This is a genomic window from Klebsiella sp. K5-306, from assembly GCF_051835185.1.
In the GTDB taxonomy this organism is placed as follows: domain Bacteria; phylum Pseudomonadota; class Gammaproteobacteria; order Enterobacterales; family Enterobacteriaceae; genus Klebsiella; species Klebsiella oxytoca.
Genome location: NZ_JAIFJY010000006.1, coordinates 77,035 through 103,266, shown reverse-complemented (window position 1 = coordinate 103,266; position 26,232 = coordinate 77,035). Strand labels below are relative to the sequence as shown.

General features: G+C 57.0%; 26 protein-coding genes. 11 read left to right on the top strand and 15 right to left on the bottom strand.

Annotated features, from left to right (window positions below):
- Positions 1-176 precede the first annotated feature (176 nt).
- Positions 177-899, top strand: a complete 723-nt coding sequence (locus tag K2184_RS11510) for an ABC transporter ATP-binding protein (RefSeq protein WP_004100417.1) — start codon at positions 177-179, stop codon at positions 897-899.
- Here the strand turns inward: K2184_RS11510 and bioD are convergent.
- Genes bioD through bioB form a run of 4 tightly spaced genes read right to left on the bottom strand, consistent with a single transcriptional unit; the run spans position 841 to position 4,489 of the window.
- Entirely contained in the window at positions 841-1,563 is a 723-nt protein-coding gene (gene bioD / locus K2184_RS11505; RefSeq protein ID WP_049094979.1) for a dethiobiotin synthase, read from the bottom strand. The genes K2184_RS11510 and bioD overlap by 59 nt on opposite strands.
- Positions 1,556-2,311, bottom strand: coding sequence for a malonyl-ACP O-methyltransferase BioC (bioC, locus tag K2184_RS11500; RefSeq protein ID WP_049094978.1), 756 nt, complete (start codon positions 2,309-2,311; stop codon positions 1,556-1,558). The genes bioD and bioC overlap by 8 nt, the downstream gene beginning before the upstream one ends.
- The gene (gene bioF / locus K2184_RS11495) at positions 2,295-3,452 is read right to left on the bottom strand and encodes an 8-amino-7-oxononanoate synthase (protein WP_049094977.1); all 1,158 of its coding nucleotides are present in this window, start codon (positions 3,450-3,452) and stop codon (positions 2,295-2,297) included. Before bioF ends, bioC begins: the two co-directional genes overlap by 17 nt.
- Complete coding sequence (gene bioB / locus K2184_RS11490) at positions 3,449-4,489, bottom strand: biotin synthase BioB (protein WP_049094976.1); 1,041 nt, start codon at positions 4,487-4,489, stop codon at positions 3,449-3,451. The genes bioF and bioB overlap by 4 nt, the downstream gene beginning before the upstream one ends.
- Before the next feature lie 207 nt (positions 4,490-4,696).
- Here bioB and bioA point away from each other — a divergent pair, with 207 nt between their 5' ends.
- Both bioA and K2184_RS11480 read left to right on the top strand, forming a co-directional pair.
- A complete protein-coding gene (bioA, locus tag K2184_RS11485) occupies positions 4,697-5,986 on the top strand; it encodes an adenosylmethionine--8-amino-7-oxononanoate transaminase (protein ID WP_024273937.1) in 1,290 nt (429 codons plus the stop codon).
- A 69-nt stretch (positions 5,987-6,055) separates the two neighbouring features.
- Positions 6,056-6,532: a kinase inhibitor gene (locus K2184_RS11480; protein WP_016808907.1), complete on the top strand. Its 477-nt coding sequence runs from the start codon at positions 6,056-6,058 to the stop codon at positions 6,530-6,532.
- Between the two features lie 104 nt (positions 6,533-6,636).
- On the opposite strand, the gene K2184_RS11475 is transcribed toward K2184_RS11480, so the two are convergent.
- The 6 genes from K2184_RS11475 to hutI all read right to left on the bottom strand — a co-directional run bounded on the left by K2184_RS11475 (position 6,637) and on the right by hutI (position 14,430).
- Positions 6,637-8,016 carry an amino acid permease gene (locus K2184_RS11475; RefSeq protein ID WP_004111531.1) on the bottom strand — a complete coding sequence of 460 codons (1,380 nt, stop codon included), beginning with the start codon at positions 8,014-8,016 and terminating at the stop codon, positions 6,637-6,639.
- 100 nt (positions 8,017-8,116) lie between these two features.
- Positions 8,117-9,652, bottom strand: coding sequence for a histidine ammonia-lyase (gene hutH / locus K2184_RS11470; RefSeq protein WP_024273935.1), 1,536 nt, complete (start codon positions 9,650-9,652; stop codon positions 8,117-8,119).
- Complete coding sequence (hutU, locus tag K2184_RS11465; RefSeq protein WP_004100401.1) at positions 9,649-11,337, bottom strand: urocanate hydratase; 1,689 nt, start codon at positions 11,335-11,337, stop codon at positions 9,649-9,651. The genes hutH and hutU overlap by 4 nt, the downstream gene beginning before the upstream one ends.
- Before the next feature lie 142 nt (positions 11,338-11,479).
- Positions 11,480-12,205 (bottom strand): histidine utilization repressor, encoded by a 726-nt coding sequence (locus K2184_RS11460; protein ID WP_163525653.1) that lies wholly within the window; start codon positions 12,203-12,205, stop codon positions 11,480-11,482.
- A gap of 54 nt (positions 12,206-12,259) precedes the next feature.
- On the bottom strand, positions 12,260-13,216 hold the full coding sequence (gene hutG / locus K2184_RS11455) for a formimidoylglutamase (RefSeq protein ID WP_049593385.1): 957 nt from the start codon (positions 13,214-13,216) through the stop codon (positions 12,260-12,262).
- The gene (gene hutI / locus K2184_RS11450) at positions 13,213-14,430 is read right to left on the bottom strand and encodes an imidazolonepropionase (protein ID WP_064370630.1); all 1,218 of its coding nucleotides are present in this window, start codon (positions 14,428-14,430) and stop codon (positions 13,213-13,215) included. The genes hutG and hutI overlap by 4 nt, the downstream gene beginning before the upstream one ends.
- 231 nt (positions 14,431-14,661) lie before the next feature.
- Here hutI and K2184_RS11445 point away from each other — a divergent pair, with 231 nt between their 5' ends.
- From K2184_RS11445 to K2184_RS11435, 3 genes are all read left to right on the top strand, one after another.
- Positions 14,662-15,945, top strand: a complete 1,284-nt coding sequence (locus K2184_RS11445; protein ID WP_134882292.1) for a putative acyl-CoA thioester hydrolase — start codon at positions 14,662-14,664, stop codon at positions 15,943-15,945.
- A 408-nt stretch (positions 15,946-16,353) separates the two neighbouring features.
- Positions 16,354-16,566 carry a hypothetical protein gene (locus K2184_RS11440; protein ID WP_004100392.1) on the top strand — a complete coding sequence of 71 codons (213 nt, stop codon included), beginning with the start codon at positions 16,354-16,356 and terminating at the stop codon, positions 16,564-16,566.
- 51 nt (positions 16,567-16,617) lie between these two features.
- Entirely contained in the window at positions 16,618-17,172 is a 555-nt protein-coding gene (locus K2184_RS11435) for a LuxR C-terminal-related transcriptional regulator (protein WP_004100391.1), read from the top strand.
- 94 nt (positions 17,173-17,266) lie between these two features.
- On the opposite strand, the gene K2184_RS11430 is transcribed toward K2184_RS11435, so the two are convergent.
- Together K2184_RS11430 and K2184_RS11425 are read right to left on the bottom strand one after the other, a co-directional pair.
- A complete protein-coding gene (locus tag K2184_RS11430; protein WP_004100389.1) occupies positions 17,267-17,998 on the bottom strand; it encodes a MerR family transcriptional regulator in 732 nt (243 codons plus the stop codon).
- Between the two features lie 189 nt (positions 17,999-18,187).
- Positions 18,188-19,411, bottom strand: a complete 1,224-nt coding sequence (locus K2184_RS11425; protein ID WP_004100387.1) for a diguanylate phosphodiesterase — start codon at positions 19,409-19,411, stop codon at positions 18,188-18,190.
- Positions 19,412-19,746: 335 nt separating this feature from the next.
- Between K2184_RS11425 and ycgZ the strand changes: the two genes are divergently transcribed.
- The 3 genes from ycgZ to K2184_RS11410 all read left to right on the top strand — a co-directional run bounded on the left by ycgZ (position 19,747) and on the right by K2184_RS11410 (position 20,755).
- Positions 19,747-19,992, top strand: a complete 246-nt coding sequence (ycgZ, locus tag K2184_RS11420; RefSeq protein WP_004100386.1) for a regulatory protein YcgZ — start codon at positions 19,747-19,749, stop codon at positions 19,990-19,992.
- A 118-nt stretch (positions 19,993-20,110) separates the two neighbouring features.
- Positions 20,111-20,434: a hypothetical protein gene (locus K2184_RS11415; protein ID WP_004111510.1), complete on the top strand. Its 324-nt coding sequence runs from the start codon at positions 20,111-20,113 to the stop codon at positions 20,432-20,434.
- Positions 20,435-20,488: 54 nt separating this feature from the next.
- The gene (locus tag K2184_RS11410) at positions 20,489-20,755 is read left to right on the top strand and encodes a biofilm development regulator YmgB/AriR family protein (RefSeq protein WP_004100382.1); all 267 of its coding nucleotides are present in this window, start codon (positions 20,489-20,491) and stop codon (positions 20,753-20,755) included.
- 249 nt (positions 20,756-21,004) lie between these two features.
- Here the strand turns inward: K2184_RS11410 and K2184_RS11405 are convergent, their stop codons facing one another.
- Positions 21,005-22,474 (bottom strand): PLP-dependent aminotransferase family protein, encoded by a 1,470-nt coding sequence (locus K2184_RS11405; RefSeq protein WP_163525655.1) that lies wholly within the window; start codon positions 22,472-22,474, stop codon positions 21,005-21,007.
- 127 nt (positions 22,475-22,601) lie between these two features.
- Here K2184_RS11405 and K2184_RS11400 point away from each other — a divergent pair, with 127 nt between their 5' ends.
- Entirely contained in the window at positions 22,602-23,078 is a 477-nt protein-coding gene (locus K2184_RS11400; RefSeq protein ID WP_004100378.1) for a GNAT family N-acetyltransferase, read from the top strand.
- 59 nt (positions 23,079-23,137) lie between these two features.
- Here K2184_RS11400 and pgl read toward each other — a convergent pair whose 3' ends face one another.
- Positions 23,138-24,133, bottom strand: a complete 996-nt coding sequence (gene pgl, locus K2184_RS11395) for a 6-phosphogluconolactonase (RefSeq protein WP_004100376.1) — start codon at positions 24,131-24,133, stop codon at positions 23,138-23,140.
- Between the two features lie 221 nt (positions 24,134-24,354).
- Between pgl and K2184_RS11390 the strand changes: the two genes are divergently transcribed.
- Positions 24,355-25,173 (top strand): pyridoxal phosphatase, encoded by an 819-nt coding sequence (locus K2184_RS11390; protein ID WP_004100374.1) that lies wholly within the window; start codon positions 24,355-24,357, stop codon positions 25,171-25,173.
- Here the strand turns inward: K2184_RS11390 and modC are convergent, their stop codons facing one another.
- Positions 25,174-26,232, bottom strand: a complete 1,059-nt coding sequence (modC, locus tag K2184_RS11385) for a molybdenum ABC transporter ATP-binding protein ModC (RefSeq protein WP_004100372.1) — start codon at positions 26,230-26,232, stop codon at positions 25,174-25,176.

The following is a 26,232-nucleotide window of genomic DNA, read 5'->3' as shown; positions in this document are numbered from 1 at the left end:
TTTTTATTATTTTTTGCACCACATTCCAGCGCGCGGGCACCGGGAAAGTGCAAGCGCCGTCCGCTTTCTGACGCCGCCGCCTGCATTCAACGGCAAAAACCGAGAGTTCTTTTTCCTGGCAAGAGATTTGCAGCATCTTCTCGTCGCCTGATATCTCAGGAAAGGAGAAAACGTCTATGTTGAGTCTACGTGCCGTGAATCACTATTACGGAAGCCAGCACACGCTATGGAATGTTGACCTTGAACTCTGGCCGGGGAAATGCACCTGCGTGATGGGGCGTCAGGGCATGGGTAAAACCACGCTGGTTAACTGTATTACCGGGCATCTGCCGGTCGCCAGCGGCAGTATGACCTGGCAGGACGCGGGGGCGGCTCCTTATGACCTGATGCCGCTCTCCGCCCAGTCGCGCAGCGCTATCGGCATAGGCTACGTCCCGCAGGATAAACGTATTTTTTCGCAGCTAAGCGTTGAGGAAAATCTGCATATAGCCCTTGCTGCGGGCGGCGAATCCGCATCGGGCATGGCCGGAGAGATTTATGAGCTCTTTCCGGAGCTTTACGCGCTGCGCCAAAGTAAAGGGATTACCCTGACCGCCGACGACCAGTACCAGCTGGCGCTGGCGAGGGCGTTGATAACCCGCCCGCGCCTGCTGATCCTCGACGAACCCTCACGCGGCGGCGGCCCGCGCTTTTTGCACAAGCTCGGGGATTTACTGGTACGGTTGAACCGCGATATTGGCCTGACGGTGCTGATCGCCGAACAACACCTGCCGTTTATCCGTCGGGTGGCGGATCGTTTCTGTCTCCTGCACTGCGGACGCAGCGTGGCCCAGGGCGACGTTATGCAGTTGGATGCGCCGCTGCTGGCAAAATGGATGACGCCGGATCCAGCGCGCTGAGATCGAGATACTGGCCGAGATCCTCGCGCTGCTGCGCATTCGCCAGCCACGGAATTTCTCCAAGCAGCGGCGCGGGCAGTACGCGCTCTAGCGTTGCCAGATATTCAGAGTGACGCTTGCCCGGCGGCTGGATATCGTTAGCGATCCATCCCGCCAGCGGCAGTCCGGCCTGCTGCACCGCCTGAGCGGTCAGCATCGCGTGGTTGATGCACCCCAGCTTGACCCCGACGACGAGAATCACCGGTAGCCGCTCCGCCTGTACCCAATCGGCAAAGGTCAGCGTTTCTGACAGCGGCGTAAACCAGCCCCCCGCCCCTTCCACCAGTACCCAATCAGACCGTTCCTCCAGTTCGCGCAGACCCGCAGAGATCGCGGCGGCGTCAATCGGCCTCCCTTCATCGGCGCTAATGATATGCGGCGAGGTCGGCTCGGCAAAGGTAAAGGGATTAACCTGTTCGTAGCTCAGCACCGCGCGGCTATTGCGCTGCAGGGCCAACGCATCTTCATTGCGCAATCCCTGCGCCGTATGGTCGCTGCCGGAGGCCACCGGTTTATAGCCCGCGCTATGAAATCCCGCGCGGTTAGCCGCCTGCAGCAGCGCGCAGCTGGCGACGGTTTTCCCCACTTCGGTGTCGGTACCGGTAACGAAAAAACGTTTAATCACGTTCGATGACTCCTGTAAAAAGTTGGTACGTCAGCGGACTTTGTCCCTGCTGCTGCGGCCAGGCGAGCTGAAGCTGCCGCAGCTTACCGCGGCTGAGCGGCGCAGGGCTGCGTCCGTGGTGCAGATGGGTAGCGCCGATGCCTTTCAGCGAGCGCATCGCGCTGAGCGCATCGGTAAACGGCAGCGTAATGGCATGGACGCGGCCGGTCGCGCGGCGACCGGCCAGCGCATCACGCACCGCCTGCTCGCTGAGAAAACGGTTGGCGTGCGGCTGCTCATCGATAGCGCGCCAGGCCTGGTTCAGCTCCGGCAAAGAGCCCGCCAGTAGGGTGCTGAACGCCACGCGTCCGCCGGGTCGCACCACCCGGGAAAGTTCGTCAAGGGCGGTGACGAGGTTGTCGCACCACTGCACCGCCAGGTTGCTCCACGCCAGGTCGACGCAGCCGTCCGCCAGCGGCAGCGCTTCGATATCGCCTTCGACGTAGCGATGCGCGCAGCCGCCGCGGCGGGCTTCAGCCAGCATGTCGACGGAAAGGTCCAGCGCCGTCACCCGACTCCCCGCATCAAGCCAGAAGCGGCTCATGCTACCGGGACCGCAGCCCGCGTCCAGCACCTCGGGGAAGGTTTTAATATCGAGCTGCGCCAGCAGCAGAGAGGCGCTACGCCGCTGTAATTCGTCATGCCGGGCGTACTGTCCCGCCGCGCGGCCAAACGCCGCCGCTACCGCGCGTTTATTCACCACCGTCATGCAGTACCTCCAGCAGCCGGGCAATATCGGCGGAATCGTGCGCAGCGGTCAACGTCAGGCGCAGGCGGGCGCTACCGACGGGAACCGTCGGCGGGCGGATTGCCGTCGCCCAGCAGCCGCGCTCGCGTAGACAGGCTGCCAGCCGCAGCGCGCGAGCGTTATCGCCGACGATCAGCGGCTGAATCGCGCTGTCAGAATGGGTCAGTTCGCCGGAATAATGGGTCATTTCGCGGCGAAAATCTGCAATATGGCCAGCCAGCTTTTCCCGCCGCTGCCGGCCATCGTCGCTACGTATCACCCCCAGCGCGGCGCTGAGCGCCACTGCCTGCGCCGGGGGCATGGCGGTGCTGTAAATGAGATGGCGGGCAAACTGCAGCAGATAATCCGCCAGCGCTTCGCTACAGAGGACCGCCGCCCCGCTGACGCCAAACGCTTTACCAAAGGTGACGATCAGCAAATCCGGATGAACCTGCTGGCTATAACAGCTGCCTCGCCCCTCTTCGCCGAGCGCGCCGATACCGTGCGCGTCGTCAACCAGCAGAAGCGCCCCGGCCTCCCGCGACGCTTGCTGAACCTCCGCCAGCGGCGCGCTATCGCCGTCCATGCTAAAAATGCCTTCAGTCACCACCAGCTGCTGACCGGATAGCGGTTTCGCCAGCAGATCCCGCAGATGTCGGGAGTCATTGTGCTGAAAACGCCGCAGCTGCGCCGGGCTAAGGCTGGCGGCTTCCAGCAACGAGGCGTGGCTGAGACGATCGGCGACAATCCGATCCTCTTTGCCCGCGAGAGCGGCAATCACCGCCTGATTCGCGGCAAAGCCGGAAATAAACAGCAGCGCGCGCGGATAGCCCAGCCAGTCGGCCAGTTGCTCCTCCAGCACGCGGTGCGCCTCGCTGTAGCCGCTGACGTGGCCGGAACCGCCGCTGCCGACGCCGTAGCGCTCCGCGCCCTGCTGCCAGGCCTTGACGATAGCCGGATGCTGACTGAGGCCCAGATAATCGTTGCTGGAAAAATTGAGCCAGCGCTGCCCTTCACGAATAAGCCAGCGTCCTGCGCCCTGGGTCACCGGCAGGCGACGGCGCAACGCATCCGCCGCCTGCCGCTCCGCCAGCGCTTGTTCGATACGGTGCTGCCAGCTCATAGCGCCGCCGCGTTGTAATATTCCTCGGTATCCGGGCTCATCAACGCCTGCTCCAGGCGCTGCTGTTGGGCGTTATCGCCTTCCAGCACCGCGGTCTGCTGCGGGTTGATCCCCAGCTTGCGGAACAGCTGCAGGTCTTTATCCTCTTCCGGGTTTGGCGTGGTCAGCAGCTTGCAGCCGTAGAAAATCGAGTTCGCCCCGGCCATAAAGCACATCGCCTGGGTCTGTTCGTTCATCTGTTCGCGACCGGCTGAAAGGCGCACGTGCGAGGTCGGCATCATGATGCGCGCAATGGCGATAGTACGAATAAAATCAAAGGCATCAACGTCGTCATTATCCGCCAGCGGCGTGCCTTTGACCTTTACCAGCATATTGATCGGCACGCTTTCCGGCGGCGTCGGCAGATTGGCCAGCTGCAGCAGCAGCCCGGCACGGTCTTTGACCGTTTCCCCGAGCCCGACAATACCGCCGGAGCACACTTTAATTCCGGCATCGCGCACTTTGTCGAGGGTATCGAGGCGCTCCTGGTAAGTGCGGGTGGTAATAATATTGCCGTAGAACTCCGGCGAGGTATCGAGGTTGTGGTTGTAGTAATCCAGGCCGGCGCCGGCCAGACGCTGCGCCTGGCTCTCGTTCAGCGTGCCAAGCGTCATACATGCCTCCAGCCCCAGCGCTTTCACCCCTTTTACCATCTGCTCAAGATACGGCATATCGCGATCGTTCGGGTTCTTCCACGCCGCGCCCATACAGAAGCGGGTTGAACCGGCTTGTTTCGCCTGCCGCGCCGACTCCAGCACCTGCTCAACCTCCATCAGGCGTTCGGATTCAAGGCCGGTTTTATAGCGCGCGCTTTGCGGGCAGTATTTGCAATCTTCCGGGCAGGCGCCGGTCTTAATCGACAGCAGCGTGCTGACCTGAACCTGGCGCGGGTCGAAGTGTTGACGGTGGACCTGCTGCGCTTCAAACAGCAGATCCAGAAATGGTTTATTAAATAACTCAGTGACTTGCGACATTGTCCAACGTGGGTGGTGAGCCATTAGCCTCTCCAAAAGTCGTACACGTTCTATTTCACACAGCCTCTTTGTTGGCTGCACTCGCGCACCCCAGTCACATAGTGAACTTTGCTCATGGGGTTTTCTCGTTTGCCGCCTCGATGCTGCGCGAAATATTTTGTGTACGATTCATTGTAAGTTCAGTGTAGACTTGTAAACCTAAATGTTTTCAAAATGGTTTACAAGTCGATTATGACAACGGACGATCTCGCTTTCGATCGGCGCCACATCTGGCACCCTTACACTTCAATGACTTCACCGCTGCCGGTCTATCCGGTAGTGGCCGCCCACGGCTGCGAGCTGACCCTCGCCGGCGGCGAGCAGCTGGTTGACGGCATGTCGTCCTGGTGGGCGGCGATTCATGGCTACAATCACCCGCGCCTGAATGCGGCGATGAAAGCGCAGATCGACCAGATGTCGCACGTCATGTTTGGTGGGATAACCCACCCTTCGGCGGTGGCCCTGTGCCGCCAGCTGGTGGCGATGACCCCGGAAAGCCTTGAGTGCGTGTTCCTCGCCGATTCCGGCTCCGTTGCCGTCGAAGTGGCGATGAAAATGGCGCTACAGTACTGGCAGGCGAAGGGCGACCCGCGCCGGCGCTTTCTTACCTTCCGCAACGGCTATCACGGCGATACCTTCGGCGCGATGTCGGTCTGCGATCCGACGAACTCAATGCACAGCCTGTGGCAAGGTTATTTGCCGGATAACCTCTTCGCCCCGGCGCCGCAGAGCCGCTTCGACGGCGACTGGGATGAGCGGGATATGGCGCCGTTCGCCCGACTGATGGCCGCCCATCGTCATGAAATCGCCGCGGTGATCCTCGAGCCGATTGTTCAGGGCGCGGGCGGAATGCGGATGTACCATCCCGAGTGGCTCCGGCGGATCCGCAGAATGTGCGATCGCGAAGGTATCCTGCTGATCGCCGATGAGATTGCCACCGGGTTCGGCCGCACCGGTAAGCTGTTTGCCTGCGAGCACGCGGGGATTACGGCGGATATTCTGTGCCTTGGCAAAGCGCTAACCGGCGGTACCATGACGCTCTCCGCCACCCTCACCACGCGTCAGGTGGCGGAAACCATCAGCGACGGTGAAGCGGGCTGCTTTATGCACGGACCGACCTTTATGGGCAATCCGCTGGCCTGCGCGGTGGCGACCGAGAGTCTGCGTCTGCTGGAAAGCGGCGAGTGGCAGCAGCAGGTGGCGGGGATCGGAGTGCAGCTCAACGCCGAGCTGGCCCCGGCGCGCGAATCTGAACAGGTTGCCGACGTGCGGGTCTTAGGGGCGATTGGCGTGGTTGAGACGCATCGACCGGTTAATATGGCCGCCCTGCAGCGCTTCTTCGTCGAACAAGGCGTGTGGATACGTCCGTTCGGTCGCCTGATCTATCTGATGCCGCCGTACATCATTACGCCGGAGCAGCTAAGCCGCCTGACGCGGGCGGTTAACATCGCCGTTCAGGATGAAACATTTTTTAGCGAATAAGAGACGGTAAAGGCGCGGCGCACGCGCTACACTTCTTTGCTAATCAGTGAATTAATGCGAGGAGAGACGATGAAATTAATCAGTCATGATTTGCAGGACGGCGAGAAGCTGCCTAATCGCCATGTCTTCAACGGCATGGGCTACGATGGCGATAATATTTCACCGCACCTGGCGTGGGATGAGGTGCCGGCCGGCACTAAAAGCTTTGTGGTGACCTGTTTCGATCCCGATGCGCCGACCGGTTCCGGCTGGTGGCACTGGCTGGTGGCCAACCTTCCCGCCGATACCCGCGTGTTACCGCAGGGAGCCGGTTCCGGCCAGGCCGAACTGCCCGAAGAGGCGATTCAGACTCGTACCGATTTCGGTCAGACCGGATACGGCGGCGCAGCGCCGCCGAAGGGCGAGACCCATCGTTATATCTTTACCGTCCACGCGCTGGACGTCGAAAAAATTGCAGTCGATGAGGGCGCAAGCGGCGCGATGGTCGGCTTTAACGTCCATTTCCACAGCCTCGGCAGCGCGTCGATTACCGCCCTGTTTAGCTAACGATCCCGGAGGCGGTACTGCGCACCGGTCCGGGCTACAAAATCCGCAAACCATACGGACCCGTAGCCCGGACAGGCGTAACGCGCCGCCTCCGGGAAGATTAACTACTCCGTCACCGCCAGCACGGCGTTTTTTCTGACCCGCGCGAACCACACCGCCGTCAGCAGGCCGAGCCACACCAAACCGGCGATCAGCGCAATCCGCGTCTCTTCCACCATCCCCAGCACCGCAATAACCAGTCCCATAAACAGTAGCGTCAGCAGCGGCGCAACCGGCCAGAACGGCACCGGAAACGCGATAGCGCTACGCTCCTCAGCGGACAGACCGCGACGCATCGCAAAGTGGGCCAGCAGGATCATTAACCAGACCCATACCGTCGCGAAGGCCGCCAGCGAGGCAATCAGCACAAACACCTGCTCCGGCATCAGATAATTCAGCACCACCGCTGCCAGCAGCGCCACGCCCATGACCACCACCGTCATCCACGGCACCCCGTTGCTGGCGATGCGCTGGAAGCTCTTCGGCGCCAGCCCCTCTTTCGCCATACCGTACATCATGCGCCCCGCGCCAAAAATATCGCTGTTAATCGCCGAAATGCTGGCGCTGATGACGATGATATTCAGAATGGTGGCCGCTGCCGGAATGCCCAGGCCATCGAATATCAGTACGAAAGGACTACCTCGCTCGCCGAAGCTGTTCCACGGGAAAATCGCCATCAGAATCGCCAGGGTGCAGACATAAAACAGCACGATACGCAGCGGAATCGTATTGATCGCCTGCGGGATCACCTTGTGCGGATTCTTCGCTTCCGCAGCGGTGACGCCGATGATCTCAACGCCGCCAAAGGCAAACATGACGATTCCGAGCGAAGCCACGATCCCCTCCCAGCCGTTAGGGGCAAAGCCGCCGTGACTCCATAGGTTATCCAGCCCGGTTGCCGGGAAGGCGTTACCGAATCCGAAGAAAATAATGCTGCCGCCCGCCACAATCATGGCAATAATCGCCACCACTTTGATTAGCGACAGCCAGAACTCCATCTCGCCGAAAACGCGCACGCTGCACAGGTTCATGGCGCCGATAAAAAAGATAATGCTCAGCACCCAGATCCAGCGCGGAACATCGGGATACCACAGCCCCATGTAGATGCCGAAAGCGGTCACGTCCGCGAGGGCGACGATCACCATCTCAAAGGTGTAGGTCCAGCCGGTAATAAACCCCGCCAGCGGGCCAAGATACTGTCGCGCGTAGCTGCTGAAGGAGCCGGAAACCGGGTTGCGTACCGCCATTTCCCCCAGCGCCCGCATCACGATAAACACCGCCGCGCCGCCAATCAGATAGGCCAGCAGTACCGCCGGGCCTGCGGCCTTGATCGCCGATGCCGAGCCGTAGAACAGCCCGGTGCCGATGGCGGAACCGAGCGCGATAAAACGAATGTGACGGGCATTCAGCCCGCGCAGCAGGTGTGGCTTGTTTTGTTGTTGCATATGCAAGTGTCCTGATAGTTTTTATACGACGACAAATATGCGTGTAGGGTGGCCGGAAGGAAGATATCCTCCCGGCGCAGGTACAGAGAACAGCGATGGTTTAGCGTTGGTCTGAGAGCACGGCAGGCAGCAGCCGCGTAAGATGACGTGCGGCCAGAAGCGCAATGGCGTTTTCGATATCCGGAGCGAAGAAGCGGTCTTCGGTGTAGTGGGTCACCCGCTCGCGCAGCAGGTGGCGCGCCTCTTCCAGCAGCGGACTGCTGGTCAGGCCTTCACGCATATCCAGACCCTGCGCGGCAGCCAGCCACTCTACGGCCAGCACGCCGCGGGTATTTTCCGCCATCGCCCACAGGCGGCGACCGGCGGCTGGCGCCATTGAGACGTGGTCTTCCTGGTTAGCGGAGGTCGGCAGGCTGTCCACGCTGTGCGGATGCGACAGCGCTTTGTTTTCGCTGGCCAGCGCCGCCGCCGTCACCTGGGCGATCATAAAGCCGGAGTTGACGCCGCCGTTTTTCACCAGGAAAGGCGGCAGCTGCGACATATGGCTGTCCATCATCAGGGCGATTCGGCGCTCGGACAGCGAGCCAATTTCGGCAATCGCCAGCGCGATATTATCCGCCGCCATCGCCACCGGTTCGGCGTGGAAGTTGCCGCCGGAGATAACGTCGTTCTCGCTGGCAAATACCAGCGGGTTATCGGAGACCGCGTTGGCTTCAACCAGCAGCACTTCCGCCGCCTGGCGAAGCTGGGTCAGGCAGGCTCCCATCACCTGCGGCTGACAGCGCAGAGAATACGGGTCCTGCACCTTGGTGCAATTATGGTGTGATTGGGAAATTGCGCTGTCATCGGTCAATAGGTGGCGATAGAGCGCCGCGGCGTCAATCTGCCCCCGCTGGCCGCGCGCTTCATGAATACGCGGATCAAATGGACGACGCGATCCAAGCGCCGCCTCGGTGGTTAACGCCCCGCAGACCACTGCGGAAGCAAACAGGTCTTCGGCTTCGAACAGCCCGCGCAGGGCAAACGCCGTCGATGCCTGCGTGCCGTTGAGCAGCGCCAGCCCCTCTTTTGCCGCCAGAGTAATCGGCTCAAGCCCCGCCTGACGCAGCGCTTCCGTCGCCGGTAGCCACTCCCCGCCGCGCACCCGCGCTTTCCCCTCGCCAAGCAGGGTTAAGGACATATGCGCCAGCGGCGCGAGATCGCCGGACGCGCCGACCGATCCCTTCGCCGGGATCCACGGCGTTACCCCGGCGTTGACCAGGCCGATCAGCGCCTGAATCACGCTCAGGCGAATGCCGGAAAAGCCGCGCGACAGGCTATTAATTTTCAGCACCATAATCAGACGCGCGAGATCGTCATCCAGCGGTTCGCCGATCCCCGCCGCATGCGACAATACCAGTGAGCGCTGGAGATTTTCCAGGTCTTCGGTGGAGATACGGGTTTGCGCCAGCAGGCCAAAACCGGTGTTGATACCGTAGGCGGTGCGGCCTTCCGCCAGAATCGCGTTGACGCAGGCAACGCTGTCATCAATCGCCGCGAACGCGCTTTCGTCTAGCGTAATGTTCAGCGGCTGGCTGTAGACGTCGCGCAGCTGCGACAGGCTGAGTTGGCCCGGAATCAGTGTTAAAGCGTTCATTTAGCGTGCCCCTGCGTTGCTGCTACCATCGGAAGATTCAAACCTTGTTCTATCGCGCACTCAATAGCGATGTCGTAACCCGCATCGGCATGACGCATGACGCCGGTCGCCGGGTCGTTGTGCAGAACGCGGGCGATACGCGCCGCCGCTTCATCGGTACCGTCGCAGACGATAACCATGCCGGAGTGCTGCGAAAAGCCCATCCCTACCCCACCGCCGTGATGCAGCGACACCCAGGTCGCGCCGCTGGCGGTATTCAGTAAAGCGTTGAGCAGCGGCCAGTCGGAAACGGCGTCGGAACCATCGCGCATCGCTTCCGTTTCGCGGTTCGGGCTGGCGACCGAGCCGGAGTCAAGATGGTCGCGGCCGATGACGATCGGCGCGGAGACTTCGCCGCTGCGCACCATTTCGTTAAACGCCAGCCCCAGCTTCTGCCGCCACTCCAGTCCTACCCAGCAGATACGCGCCGGTAGTCCCTGAAAGCTGATACGCTCGCGGGCCATATCCAGCCAGTGGTGCAGGTGCTTATCGTCTTTAACGATCTCTTTCACTTTCGCGTCGGTTTTATAGATGTCCTGCGGGTCGCCGGACAGGGCAACCCAGCGGAACGGACCGATGCCGCGGCAGAACAGCGGGCGGATATAGGCGGGAACGAAGCCCGGGAAAGCAAACGCGTCGTCAACGCCCATCTCCTGAGCCATCTGGCGAATGTTATTGCCGTAGTCAAACGTCGGCACGCCCATTTCGTGGAATGCCAGCATCGCCTGCACGTGGTCGGCCATTGAGCGTTTTGCCGCCAGGATAGTGCCCTGCGGGTCAGACTCGGCTTTAGCCTGATACTCTTCCCAGGTCCAGCCTTTCGGCAGATAGCCGTGCAGCGGATCGTGGGCGCTGGTCTGATCGGTCACCATATCCGGACGCACGCCGCGCTTCACCATTTCCGGCACGATTTCCGCCGCATTGCCGCATAGCGCGATAGAGATCGCCCGACCTTCGGCGGTGTATTTTTTAATGCGCGCCAGCGCGTCATCCAGCGACGTCGCCTGTTCATCAACGTAGCGGGTACGCAGGCGGAAATCGATGCGGCTCTGCTGGCATTCGATATTCAGCGAGCAGGCACCCGCTAAGGTCGCGGCCAGCGGCTGCGCGCCGCCCATGCCGCCCAGACCAGCTGTCAGTACCCAGCGGCCCTTCAGGCTACCCTGATAGTGCTGGCGACCGGCCTCAACAAAGGTCTCATAGGTGCCCTGCACGATGCCCTGGCTGCCGATATAGATCCAGCTGCCGGCGGTCATCTGGCCGTACATCGCCAGCCCTTTGGCATCCAGCTCGTTAAAGTGTTCCCAGGTTGCCCAGTGCGGCACCAGGTTGGAGTTAGCGATCAGCACCCGCGGCGAGTTTTCATGGGTTTTGAAGACACCCACCGGCTTGCCGGACTGCACCAGCAATGTTTCGTCGCTCTCGAGGTTTTTCAACGCCTTCACGATGGCGTCGTAGCATTCCCAGTTGCGCGCCGCGCGTCCAATACCACCGTACACCACCAGCTCATGCGGGTTTTCGGCGACATCCGGGTCGAGGTTATTCATGAGCATACGCAGCGGGGCTTCGGTCAGCCAGCTCTTCGCATTTAACGTCGTGCCACGCGGTGCACGTACGTCCTGCTGGCGGTATTTGCTTTGCGACATCGGGGGTTCTCCTGACAATTTACGTTGTGTACGTAAATACATATACTTGTCTATACAAGCATGCGCAAGACAGGATTTAACAGAAATGATACATTTTTGTTATATTGCGTCAGCAATCACGTTTTGCCGACGCGCAGAGCGTTCAGGAGCCAAAATGGCCCTGGAGACGGTAGCGGCTGCCGGGGAAAAGCAGGCGCGCGTGGGAGACAATATGGGTGGTGGACCAGGTACGGCGGCGGATCAGCAGACACGGGTCGTGGGCATGAATATGCAGCAGCGCGCACTCCTCCGCCGTAGCCTGCACCGCCTCAACAATGTGCTCTCCCTCGGTTAAGGGGGCGATCAGCGACAGATAGTCGTGGGGAGTGGTGATGGTGTAGTCCTGATGCAGATAGTCCGGCACCACGGCGGCGTTAACGCAGCGGTCCTCAATCTGTACCGGGATCTCATTTTCAAAATGCACCATCAGCGAATGGAAAATGCGCGTTCCGGCGGCTACGTTAAGCGCTGCGGCCTGAATCAGGTCGGCCTGAGTTTCCTCCAGCAGCAGCACCTCGCAGCGGTGCTGATGATGGCGAGAGGCGATTTCTTCAGCGATGCTGCGCACTTCAAACAGCGCCGACTGCCCTTTTGGCTCCGCAACGAACGTTCCCACTCCCTGTAATCGCACCAGCAGGCCTTCATCGGTCAGCTCGCGCAGCGCCCGGTTAATGGTCATACGGCTAAAGCCAAACTGCGCCACCAGCTCCGCCTCCGAGGGGATGCGATCGTGCGGCCGCCAGACGCCGCTGTGGATCTTTTCGCTAATAGCCTGTTTCACCTTTTCATAGAATGGCGCAGGCGCGGAACGAGGTTGCGATGAGAACATGGCCGGGCTTCCTTGTGCTAATGGGCAGCGAAACGTCCAGAATATACTGAATCGCTATTGCCACCAATGGGCGATTTGCCACGCCAGACGCGCTGCCGCGCGGGCTCCCTGGCTATCAATATCGTACTGCGGGTTAAACTCGACCAGATCAACCGCCTGGAGCTTACCGCTGCGGCACAGCGGCTCGACGATGCGCAGCAGCGTCGCCAGCGGAACGCCGAGCGCGGCCGGCGCGGACACTGCGGGCATTTCACGCGCGGGCAGCACGTCGAGATCGATAGTCAGATACAGGCGATCGTAGCGGGCAATAAGATGCTCGATTTGCGGGATAACCCGCGCTTCAAAGGCGGAGAGCACCGCTAAATCGTCAATGATCGTCACCTCGCGGCGGGCAGCTTCGTCCAGCAGCGCCCGGGTATTAGCGGCGTAACTCACGCCGATACAGGTGTAGTGAAAAGCGCGCCGCTGCGCTTCACAGGCCAGCGCCAGCTGACGAAACGGCGTACCCGAGCTGGCCCGGTCGGCAATACGTAAGTCCAGATGCGCATCAAGGTTAATAATGCCAACCTCATCTGTGGGAAACGCGTCCAGCACGCCGGCGCCGTGGCCGAAAGCCGTCTCGTGACCGCCGCCCAGCACCAGCGTACGCTTGCCCGCGCGTTGGCAGGCCGTAACCGCTTCGCGCAGCGCCTGCTGCGCCGCTTCCAGCGCGTCGCCCTCTACGCTGACGCTCCCCATATCCACGCAGCGGTCGTGGCCGTCGTGGCTGGCCATATTCGCCAGCGCCCGGCGCAGGATTTCCGGGCCTTTAGCAGCGCCGGTTCGTCCTTTATTACGCCGAACCCCTTCGTCGCAGGCGAATCCCAGCAGAGCAATGTCACCGGGCTGCGCCTGCGGTTCAAAACGTTCGACGCGGGCGATAGTCTGAAACAGACGCAGCGCGTTGGCCGCCTCCGAGCTATCGTCGCGTCCCTGCCAAATCTCGGCGGGCGTCGGTTGCCATAGCTTCATACGATCTCTCCTCGCACCACGCGCTGCCAGAGCGGACTGCGCCCCGGCTCATAAACCATCTCAACCGGATGCGCCGCATCCCAGATAGCAAAATCGGCAACGAAGCCCGCCGCCAGCTGGCCGTGGCTCGCCTGACGGCCCAGCGCCTGCGCCGCATGACGGGTTACGCCTGCCCACGCCTCCTCCGGCGTCAGGCCAAATTTCACGCAGGCCATATTCATCGCCAGATGCAGGCTGGCGAAGGGGCTGGTGCCGGGGTTGTAGTCCGTCGCCACCGCCATCGGAACCTGATATTCGCGCAGCAGTTCAACCGGCGGCCTGCGGGTTTCGTTAAGGAAATAGAACGCGCCGGGCAGAAGGACCGCCACGGTGCCGCTGCGGCTCATCGCCGCCGCGCCCTCTGGGGTCAGGTATTCGATATGGTCGGCGGACAGGCCTTTATAGCGGCTCACTAATTCGGCGCCGCCCAGCGAAGAGAGCTGCTCAACGTGACCTTTTACCGGGATACCTAATGCCTGGGCCGTACTGTAAACCCGTTCAGTCTGCGCGGGGGTAAAGCCGACGTTTTCGCAGAAGGCATCGACGCTTTCGAATAACCCCTCTTCCCACAGCGCCGGGAGAATAGTCTGGCACACCAGATCGATATAGCCGTCCGGGTCGCCTTGATACTCCGGCGGCGTGGCGTGGGCGGAAAGCAGCGTTGGCGAAATCTCCACGGCATGCGTCGCGGCAAGCTGTTGTATCACGCGCAGCATTTTGCGCTCGTTTTCAAGGTCCAGCCCGTAGCCGGATTTAATCTCCAGGGTGGTGACGCCTTCGCGCAGCAGACGAGCCAGCCGCTGGCGGGCCAGCGCCAGCAGCTCCGCTTCGCTGCTTTCCCGGGTGGCGCGCACGGTCGCGTTAATGCCGCCGCCGTTTGCGCTAATGGTCTGGTAGGAAACGCCGTTGAGGCGCTGCTCCCACTCCTGCGCCCGGCTGCCGCCAAAAACCAGATGCGTATGGCAATCGATCAGCCCCGGCGTAAGCAGCCTGCCGCCGAGGTCGATACTTCGGCCGGCTGGCGCATCGCCTTCGGGCACAATGGCCTCAATACGGCCATCGCGCACCAGCAGCACGTGGTCCTCAAGCAGGCCATAAGGCCGGGCGTATCGAGGGTCGAGTGTAGCAAGGCGGACGTTTCGCCAGATTACGCGTTCGGAAAGAGTCTGTGTCATTGCGGTCAACTTGTCATGGGTTGTATAGACATTTATTTTGATTCCACGAGAAATGTCAACTCAGACCGGGGCAAATGTTATTTATTTGTGATCAAAAGCGGCCCGTTTCCGGCGCTGAATATGTAAAGGAAGCAACTTTTTTGCGCTACATCTTCCCGTTTCGCTTAAGTTGGTATAAAACAGCAGGCTTTAAAGGACTTATCCCCTTAATTTATTCTTGCCCGGAGCAACATGAACACATATTCCGTTTCCCGCCTGGCGCTGGCGCTGGCCTTTGGCGTGACGTTGTCCGCCTGTAGTTCGACGCCTGCCGATCAACAGCCCTCAACGCAGACTGCGCCGGGCACGGCCTCTCGTCCTGTTTTAACCGCCGATGAAGCAAAAAACTTTTTACCGGCGAGCTATTTCCAGTCTCTGGATCCTAACGCTGCGGCGTGGAGCCCATCCGCCATCAGCCTGCCGGCGCAGCCGGATTTTGTCGTGGGTCCCGCGGGCGCGCAGGGCGTAACGCATACCACCATTCAGGCCGCGGTGGATGCGGCGATTACCCGCCACTCCAACCGTCGTCAGTTTATCGCCATTATGCCGGGCGAATATGCGGGCACCGTATACGTTCCGGCGGCGCCTGGCGCGCTGACCCTGTACGGCACCGGCGAGAAGCCGATTGACGTCAAAATCAGCACAGCGCTTGATTCAGAAATGGATCCGGTCTCCTGGCGTCACCAGGTCAATCCGGGCGGTAAATATATGCCGGGTAAACCGGCCTGGTATATGTACGACAGCTGCCAGAGCCGACGTGCCGCCACCGTTGGCGTTATGTGTTCCGCGGTATTCTGGTCGCAGAACAACGGCCTGCAGCTGCAGAATCTGACCATCGCCAACAACCTTGGCGACAGCGTTGACGCGGGGACGCATCAGGCGGTGGCGCTGCGTAACGATGGCGATCGGGTACAGATTAACAATGTTAATATCCTTGGCCGCCAGAATACCTTTTTCGTGACCAACAGCGGCGTGCAAAATCGCCTGCAGGATAACCGCCAGACCCGTACGCTGGTCAGCAACAGCTATATAGAAGGCGATGTAGACATCGTTTCCGGTCGCGGAGCGGTCGTGTTTGAGAATACCGACTTCCGCGTAGTCAACTCGCGCACCCAGAAAGAGGCTTACGTTTTCGCCCCTGCCACCCTGAAAAGCGTGACCTACGGCTTCCTGGCGATCAACAGCCGCTTTACGGCGTCCGGCGATAACGTCGCGCAGCTGGGCCGCTCGTTAGACGTTGACGGCAATACCAATGGCCAGGTCGTTATTCGCGACAGCGTCATTAACGAAGGTTTTAACATTGCCAAACCGTGGGCTGATGCGATCGGTTCCAATCGTCCGTTCAGCGGCAATACCGGAACGGCGGATGCCAAAGGCAACCCGCAGCGTAACCTGAACGACGCTAACTTCAATCGCATGTGGGAATACAACAACCGCGGCGTGGGGAGCTTCGTCGTCGCTGAACCGAAACAGTAACGCCTGACTCGAAGGGGGAGCGCCTCCCCCTTTCTCCTCCTCTTTCCTGCTCCCCCTTTCCATTGCAAATCATTACCTGGCGTCATGACGCTCTTTCTTCAGGGCTGGCGTCAATCCTGTACAAGTTTTTCACATTTTTATTACACAATAAAACATGTAAAATCATACGGTTATATTTATTTGTTAAAAAAACACACTAAATGTACAAAATTTTTCTGCAAAAATTGTACATCCTGAAAATCGTGACTATAGTTATTACGTAAGTTTTGATTACTCTGCATTACCGAATTCTTATGAATTAAAAATTGCACACCATTTCTCTGAAATGGTGAAAAAACCGTATAGCAAAGATGATGTTATCACTCATCTTTGTTAGTTGATTATGGCTAAAATAACCCGGGATTAACCATGCAGATAAAGAACACCATTCCAGCAGAATTTATATTTAACTCTGCGTTGTTGAAAAACATCGAACATATGGTGCGAATGGAGAACGAGGCCGTGAGCAATGAACGTTTAATCGTTGAGGTTCAGCGCCGTCTGAATGTCGAGAAAAATGAAATACTCGCTGACTTATACACCCAGACGCTGCATATGTTACGCGCGAAAAATCATCACTAAGCGTGATTTGTTAAAGTATTCTTTAATTAACACTTCTGCCTCGGAGGACAAATGAATAACGACAAGCAAGGTCTCTTTTTTAATCATTACGATCTTTGGATTAACAATAACCTTCTTCGTCAAGGATTACAGCTTGTACTAGATTCATTATCACCAGGCTGTTTTCATGGAAAATACGTCTTTTTCACCAGCGATAACTATTATGCGGTGCTCAATCATCATTACGACCGCAAAAGAGTTCGTTTTGTCCTGCTCACCGACGGCAACGATCTGAACTTCCTTAGCGAAATTCCGATGTACAGAATTCCTGCGCGCTCAACGCCCGCTGAGATAAAATCTTTTATTCTTCGCCCGACGTTGTTTGGTAAAAAACCTGACAGTGAAGCTGAAAGTATTGTTTTTACCAACCGCGAAAAAGAAGTGATTCGCCTGATGAACGATGGCGAAGCGATGGTTAATATTGGGAAGTCACTGAATTTACATATTAAAACAATTTACCAAATTCGCCTGACCTTAATTAAAAAACTAGGCTGTTCTGGTCGCACTGATTTTTTTAATATTAGCCGCAGCGAAACATTTAAAGCCTGGACTCAGCAAAATTTCTGATAGTTTACCTACCAGCGCATGTTGCCATGCTTCAGGAAGACAAGCGGCGGAAAAACATCTCTAAGAATGTTCCGCTGCTAACCCTCTAAGTCGCTTACTCTCCGTGAAACTCGATGGTAAAGCCCTGACTTTGCCAGTGGCTAAGTAATTCTGCCTGCAAAGGGGTCAGCGCGCGGCCGGTCCAGACAAAGATGTGCTGACCAGGGAACAGTTCCGGGCGAGGAGAGTCGAGCGGTTCCGCCAGCACATTAACGTGCCAGGCGCGCTGGGACAATCGCCATGCTTCCAGCCACAGGCGAGTGCGATCTTCATTACCCCATCCTACTAACAGCGTCTCTTTACCCACCTTCTTACGCGATTCCGCAAGGATGGACGCCACGCAATCTATCAAAATGCCATCCAGCATACTGATGATAGCCAGGGAAGTATTCTGGTCGAGATTAAGCTTGCTGCGCACGGGGACAAACAGCCGGTCAATAAGTTTATCTACGGGATATTCATGGCTGAGGGACATGATGCGGGTGCGTAATTTTGAGGGCTGGACACCTCGCAGAAGCGTCATCATCTCTTCCTGGAGCAGGACGGCTGCGTCTTGCGTTTCAGGCTGATGGCCTTCCAGAAGCGCCTTAACTTTGCCAACGGAGACGCCGCGATCGATCCAGCGTTTGATTTCCTCAATCCGCTGAACGTCCTCCTCGTCAAACTGGCGGTGTCCACCCTCGCTTCTCTGCGGCTTCAGCAGACCGTATCTACGCTGCCATGCACGCAAAGTAACAGGGTTGATTCCGCAACGTTCGGCAACTTCACCGATGCTGTAATATGCCATTAGCGCCCTCTAACCTGATAATACTTTACCGACTAAATTAACTAATTTAGACGAGTTGTACAATTAACTTTTCTTGTACAGCTAAAATTAACAGGTCGGACGCCAATGTACACAGCAAAAAACAAGGCTTATTTTGCCGTTATACACGGCTTTTTAAGCGAAACGCTGCGCTGAGCAGCGTTCAAAAAATTAAAGAAGCTCGCAGGCTATTTTTTTCTCCGGCCAGGCTACCGGCGGAATGCCCCCGAAGCACGGGCTGGCAAATAAATTTCCCTGGAAATGCGTAATCCCCGCTGATTCCAGCCACATCCACTCTTCCGCCCGCTCAACCCCCACCGCTGAAATGGCAATTTCAAGGGAATTACAACATTTAATAATCGCCTGAACGATTGCCTGTTTCGGGCCGTGCTTATGGATATCTTTGACCAGCTGGCGATTAATCTTAATGCGGTCCGGCTGAAACTGCGCCAGCAGCACTAGCCCGGCAAACCCGGCGCCAAAGTGATCGATAGCCACGCGAATTCCCGCAGATTTTAGCTTTCGTACTGAATCGGTAAATTCATCAACGCGAGAAATCGCTTCGCTCTCGGTGAATTCCACAATAATTTGCTCGGGAATCAAACCACTGGCTTCAATTTCAGCCAACAGAAATTCGACAGCGTTGGGAACATTGACCAGCGTCATGGGTAACAGATTAATCGACAAGGTGCGTCCACGAAGATGCAAACGTCCCGCCATGGCGAAGGCGATGCGCTTACTGTGCAGATCCGTCCAGTAGATTTCCTCTCGCGAAAGTCCGTCAAAATAGACCGCTGGCGATTCACCGGAGTTGGTGCGCAGCAGCGCTTCATAGGAGACGACCTCTTTGGCAAACGGATCGATCACCGGCTGAAAAGCAAAGCTGCACTCGGCCTGCTCGAGCGGGGTTTCAGGATACCAGGCCTCGTCTTCTATCACAAAGTCCCAGCTTTCGGCCGCAGGAATTTCGTAATAGTTCTCCTTTTCCGTGGCTTCGACGAAGGTACGGAAAAAGTGGAGAGCTCTGTCGTCATAGATGAGCTGATATTTTGAGGTTCCTTTGTCAAGCACGGCCTGCAGAACTTCATCGCGGTCAAACTCTCGTAAATCAAAGAGTTCCATACCGATTTTGCCAAAGCGACGGGTTGGCCCATGGTCTCTGAGGAGCTCAACGAGGTTATGATGCCGCGGGTCTTCGCAGATATGGCGATAAATTTCCTCAACCTTCTCTTCAGGTCCTTCTAATAGTTGAAAAAAATGGGTGCCGTTAAAAAGCAAAATACCCGACACGTCTTCCTGACCATTTTTTACATTTGCTGCAGCAACCATGCTTTCGAGCGATTTAATTGACACGTTGTCGCAGATATGGCTGCGATAAATGATGGTAGTGAGCATGAAATTTCCGACAGAAGAGATGAATGCTAATGAGATATTACAGTAGCAGGTCTACCCACATAAGTCCTGTAAAACAGCGCGCTTCGTTAACAAATAAATCACATTAACATCCTCTTTTCGCTGGCATTCTTACCATCCTGCACACCTGTACAAGCCGTACATCTCCACTCGCTGTTTACCTTAAGATTTGTACAATTTTAAAAGCATATAAATCAATAAGTTATAAAAAATATTAAGAAAATTAACATATTTTTTCCATTTTCTATGTACAAGTTGTCAAACATTGTATAACTTTAATCGCAACTTTACTGATAATTGAACTGACAGGAGCACATATGCAGCAGAACGGTTACATTCCTGACACGGCTAACGCTATTGCCCATTACTTCAATAAAGCTTCGTTGCCTTCTCAGCAGGAAACGTTGGGACAGATTGTTATGGATATCCTGAATGAAGGACGGAACCTGAATCGCAAATCCCTGTGTACGAAACTGCTGAGTCGCCTTGAAGTGGCTTCAGAACCTGAAGAAGAAAACCATTATCAAACGTTGATTGGTCTCTTGTTTGAGCATCAGGGGTAAAAGTAGCTTCAGTTATCTGGTGATTTAAGTCGTTACTGAATGAGGAAATATAGGGGATGGGCCAGTATCTGACACGGATTACCGGCTTGCTACTAAATTCCCAGTCAAGGAGATGACAATGATCAGAGATACCGTTATGAATCACAATGATTATGATCCATTAACCGATGTATTGATTGGAGAGGCTGTCCTCTCGCTACTCAAAAGCAAGGGGCCTATTAGTAAACAAGCACTGATCGGTAAACTCCAGGCCATGCAGGCCGGAGAACAAGATAAAAAGCGGCGGAATGCAATTGGGCGTATTATCGATGAAATCAGTAATATGGTAGCTCGCCGTGGAAACAACAAAACTGTGGGTACTTCAGGCGCTAAACATAATTGGGATAAGCCGAATTCATTATTAGGCTCCCCTCAGCAGCCAGGTACTAATAAAATACACTGACCTCTAACGGTCGAATGTTTAACTCACAACGTAGAGAATATGATGAGACAGACTATGCATCAGCAACCGGATATTTACGCAGGCCTGAACGATACCGCACTCTCTGAATATTTCCGCAACGCAGGCGACAGGCTGATCGATGAATCAGCGGTGATGTCACTGGCTATCAGTAGCATCCTGGAGTCTGAGGGGCATCTCAACAATAAAGCGATTATTCTGTGGTTAATTACGGCGCTGGAGACTACCAGCGATGTCGTAACCGCCGACGTTATCCGCAAAACGCTGGAAATCGTCGTAAGCTACACCATGGATGATATCTGATTTTTTTACCGGCAGTCATTCACAGGGATGTCACCTATCGCTAAGCGAATGGTTGTTTCGTTATATAGCTGTGGATACATCTACAATCCATGCGCAATATCATTGTTCTTAACACTCGCCTCCGCTGAGCAGATGACTCATCTGCTCAGCGGTGTGAGTTAATTATAAATAAGATTTAATTTATTTTTGCTCGCCCTCGCCAGAAATAAACGCGATAGTTTTTGTTTCAATAAAGCCTGCGGTATTGGGTTATATGACCGCCGCCAGACGGCGAATCCCCTCTGCCAAAACCTCTGGCGGATGGTTTGCAAAGCCAAGCAATATTCCCTCACGTGACATTGGCCGCTGGCAATAGCGCGCAAAAGTTTGTACACCTAAGCCTATCTGGCGCGCCTTCCGCACCACCTCCTGTGCCCGTAAGCCATCCAGCAGCCAGCAGACTAAATGCACGCCGGAATCCGTAGGATGCACCAGCATGCGCCCGGGAAAATAGAATTTAATCGCCGCCTCCAGCGCGCTTTTTCGCTCAAAACAGGCTTTACGGATCCGACGAACGTGGCTGGCATAGTGCCCCTCGCGGATGAAACGCGCCAGAACAGCCTGTTCCAGATATCCGCTACAGAGGTCAGTATAATATTTGGTGATGGCAAACTGTTCGCGCAAATGCTCGGGGACCACTAAAAAGCCCAGACGAAATGCCGGATACATCATCTTAGAGAATGTACCCGCATAGATGACCCGCTGATGTTTATCCAGCCCCTGCAACGCCTGCAGAGAGCGGGCGGCATAGCGAAATTCGCTATTGTAATCATCTTCGAATATCCAGGCGCGGTTAGCTTCCGCCCACTCCAGCAGAGCAAGCCTCCGCGGCAGACTCAGCGTGCCGCTAAGCGGAAACTGATGCGACGGCGCGGTATAGACCAGCTTAGCCCCGGGATAATGGTCTATTCCATCCTGAATATCCATGCCCTCATCGTCAACCCGAACGGCCCGAACAACGGCTCCCCTGGCGGCGAATGCGCCGCGAGCGCCGTTATATCCGGGATCGTCCAGCCAGACTTCATCGCCCTTTTCCAGTAAAGCCTGCGCGGCGATCGTCAACGCTTGCTGAATGCCGTTAACAATAATCACCCGATCTTCGTGGCAATTTACGCCGCGCGTCGCCTGTATATAGTCGCTGATTGCCTGACGCAGCGGCAGGAATCCCCAGGAGGAGGCGTGCGATGCGAGTTCACGGCGCGATTGCCGCCAGACGCGCCCCAGCAATCGCCCCCACAAAGCATGAGGGAAAAGATCGGTACAGCCGATACCGACGGCGAAAACCGCGCCCATCTCTCCGCTATCTTCGCTTTCCGTCCATGAGGGTACCAGGGCTGACACATCAGGGTTCAGCGGCCCAACGCTGGCTATTGCCGTTTCCGGCGCCGTCGACGACCCGTACTCGCTAATGACGTGATCCGGAATATGGTCGCAGACAAAGGTGCCTGCCCCCTTGCGCGTCAGCAGATAGCCTTCATCAATCAGGCGCTCAAACCCGGCAATGACCGAGTTGCGGGAGATCGCCATCATCTCAGCCAGCGCCCGGCTGGAGGGTATTTTTGCACCCGCCGATAACCGGCCATCCAGAATCGCGTGGCGCAGGGCGTGATAGACCTGGTCTTTAATCACGCCGCGCGTTAATAACAGTTCCAGGAACAGAGGGGCAATGGGTTTTGGCATGAGCGGCAGCGGCATCAACGTAATAAAAGTGGATCCTATAAATATACAGAAAGTGTCACTTTTTAGGAACCAGAACGCCTCCTATCATAACGCACAACCATCCGGTTTCTAAAAGTAAGGAAGAAGCATGAAGAGCCAGAAAACCGACGTTAACCTCGCGGAAATTACCCTCCAACCCGCAGCTGAAACTGACTTTGCCGCGTGGCTGCCGCTGTGGAAAAGCTACCAGACGTTTTATCGCGTCGACATCCCGGACACCGTCACGCAACTCACCTGGAAGCGTTTTTTCCATTCTGTCGAACCCATGTATTGCGCGGTGGCAAAATGCGAAGGCAGGATTGTGGGATTCGTTCACTATCTCTTCCACCGCTCTACCTGGGCCGAAAGCGACTACTGCTATCTGGAAGATTTGTTCGTTGATCCGGCCGTTCGGGGCCAGCATATCGGCAAACAGTTGATTGAGTATGTACAGCTACAGGCGCGGAAGCGTCACTCAGCCAGCCTGTACTGGCACACGCATGAAACCAATCTGCGGGGTCAGCGCTTGTACAACTGGGTCGCGGAGAAAAGCGGCATGATTGAGTATCGTATGCGGGTGAAATAGCCCTTGCGCCAGGCGTAAAAAAACCTCGCCGCGGCGAGGTTTCGGTCACACCTGCGGGCTTAACGAGCGTTGACCACCACCCACATCGGGCCCTGGCCTACGGCATAGCGCCCTTTTTCCTGCAGCAGCCCCTGCTTGCCTTCGATTTCATACACCGCAATATGATGCGATTTCTGACCGGCAGCGATGAGGAATTTGCCGCTATGATCGAGATTAAAGCCGCGCGGCTGGGTTTCGGTATTTTGATAGCCCTCGATGGACAGCACGCTGCCGTCTTCCGAAACGCTAAAGATGGTAATAACGCTGGCGGTGCGATCGCAGGCGTAGAGGTGACGGCCATCGGACGTCAGGTGAATATCCGCCGCCCAGCGAACGCCGGTGAAATCAGGCGGCATCATGTCCAGCGTCTGCACGCACTCGATTTTGCCGTGTGGATCCTTCAGCTCCCATACGTCAACGGAGCTGTTCAGTTCGTTAACGCAGTAGCCGTATTGCTGGTTCGGATGGAAGACCATATGACGCGGGCCAGCGCCTTCAACGGTGGTCACCTCAGCCGGTTCCTGGGCAGCCAGGAAACCGTCGTCGCTCAGGGTAAACAGGCAGATACGATCCTGTTTCAGCGCCGGAACCCACAGGGTGCGATTGTCCGGGGAAATATTTGCCGAGTGGCAGCCTTCCAGCCCTTCCACCACCGCCACCGCTTCCCGCGGCAGGCCGTCCACCAGCGGCGTAACGCTTACGCAGCCCGCGTTATAGGATGCGCTGAACACAAAGCGGCCCTGATGATCGGTAGAGATGTGCGTTGGGCTACCGGGCAGCGCGGCTTCGCCAGCGAAGGTCAGGGCGCCATTATCGGGCGCAATGCGGTAGGCCAGTACGCGAAACTCCGGACGCACGCCGACGTAGAGATACTCTTTGTTCGGGCTCACCACCATCGGCTGCACCTGCCCCGGGGCATCAACAACCTGCACCAGGGTCAGTTTCCCCTCAGGATCCAGATCCCAGACGTGAATCTGCTGGCTTTCCGGGCTGGCGGTATAAACGGTTTGTTTCATGAATACTCCTTCCTCACTGCACGTGGAAATTTCATTTTTCAGACTAACGGCGCCCTGAAAAATACAATACGTATACACAACATTTTTCAGATTGCCTCCAGGCAGCCTGAAAGATCAAGTGTATCGGCTCTTTAGCGGTAGATGCTGAAAAGTTTGCCGGAATGGCACAGCGGTGTACCATCATAGCCTGCTAACTTTTCATCATTAACCGGAAACAACACATGACCTCACGCGTGATTGCCCTGGATTTAGACGGCACGCTCTTAACCGGCAAAAAGACCATCCTCCCAGCCTCGCTCGACGCGCTGGCTCGCGCCAAAGACGCTGGATACCAGATCATTGTCGTCACCGGACGACATCACGTCGCTATCCATCCTTTTTATCAGGCACTGGCTCTCGATACACCTGCAATTTGCTGCAATGGTACTTATTTGTATGATTATCATGCAAAAAAGGTGCTTGAGTCCGATCCGATGCCGGTCGATAAAGCCCTGAGCCTGACGGAGCTGCTGAACCAGCATGATATTCACGGCCTGATGTACGTTGATGACGCCATGCTCTACGAGCAGCCGACAGGGCACGTCATCCGCACTGCCAACTGGGCCCAGTCTCTGCCCGTCGAGCAGCGCCCGGTATTTACTCAGGTCGACTCTCTGGCGCAGGCGGCGCGCGAAGTTAACGCCGTGTGGAAATTCGCCCTGACCGATGAAGATACCGCCAAACTGCAGCGCTTTGCCCTGCACGTTGGCCAGACGCTGGGCCTGGAGTGCGAATGGTCGTGGCACGATCAGGTGGATATTGCCCGGGAAGGCAACAGTAAAGGTAAACGCCTGGCGCAGTGGGTGGCGTCCCGGGGACTGTCAATGCAGGATGTTATCGCTTTCGGCGACAACTATAACGACCTCAGCATGCTGGAGGCCGCCGGCACCGGCGTAGCGATGGGCAACGCGGTAGAGGAAGTGAAAGCGCGCGCCAACGTGGTGATCGGTGAAAACGAAACCACCAGCATCGCCGACTACATCTATCGCCACCTGCTGTAATCAGGCGGCTATCGACACGCTTTTTATCTGCGCATACAGCCGCTGGCCCGGGGCAACGCCCAGATCATCGCGAGCCCAGGGGCTGATGCGCGCCCACAGCGTGCGGCCGCTTATCTCCAGCCGGACCTCAACCTGCCCATGGCTTTCAATACACTGCATAACCTCCGCGGGCAAAATATTGCGAATACTGGTTTGCTGAGCGGGCTGCAGTACCAGAGACACGTCCGAGGCCTGAATGCGGATGCGCGCGGTTTCGCCCAGCGGCCTGTCAAGCCGGTTGACCCATATCTGCTGGTCGCCGATCGCCAGGGCGGTCATCGTATACTGCGGATGCTGGGCGGCAACAATCGCGCTCAGAATGGTACTTTGCTGATCCTCGGGCAGCCAGGGGTGCATCACGCTACTACTCCACACCTCTTCCAGGCAGCCAAAGGCTTTCACCTTCCCCGCCTCCAGCACCAGCACGTTATCCGCCAGGTGCTGGATCTCATCAAGAGAGTGGCTGACGTACAGCATCGGGATGTTAATTTCGCGCGCCAGCCGCTGCAGATAGGGCAACAGCTCGCGCTTGCGCGGGATATCCAACGATGCCAGCGGTTCATCTAACAGCAGCAGCTCCGGCGCGGTAAGCAGCGCCCGGCCAATCGCGACCCGCTGTTTTTCTCCGCCGGAGAGTCCTCCCGGTAGCCGATCAAGCAGTGGCGCAATGCCGAGCAGATCGACCAGCTTATCGAACTGTCCGGCCATATTTTTTGCCATGCCATATTGCAGATTGCCGCGCACTTTATAGTGCGGAAACAGGCGCGCGTCCTGAAAAACATAGCCAATGCGGCGTTTTTCCGGCGCCAGGCAGATACGTTTTTCAACATCGTTTAGCACTCTGCCGTTAAGGACAATGCGCCCCTGCTGCGGGCGGGTCAGGCCGCTAATAGCGTTGATCAGCGAGGTTTTTCCCGCGCCAGAGACGCCGAATACCGCTGTAATGCCGCTGGCAGGGAGCGTCTCGCGGATTTGCAGACAGTGGGTTCCCAGCGTCTGGGTAAAATCGAGTTCAAGCAT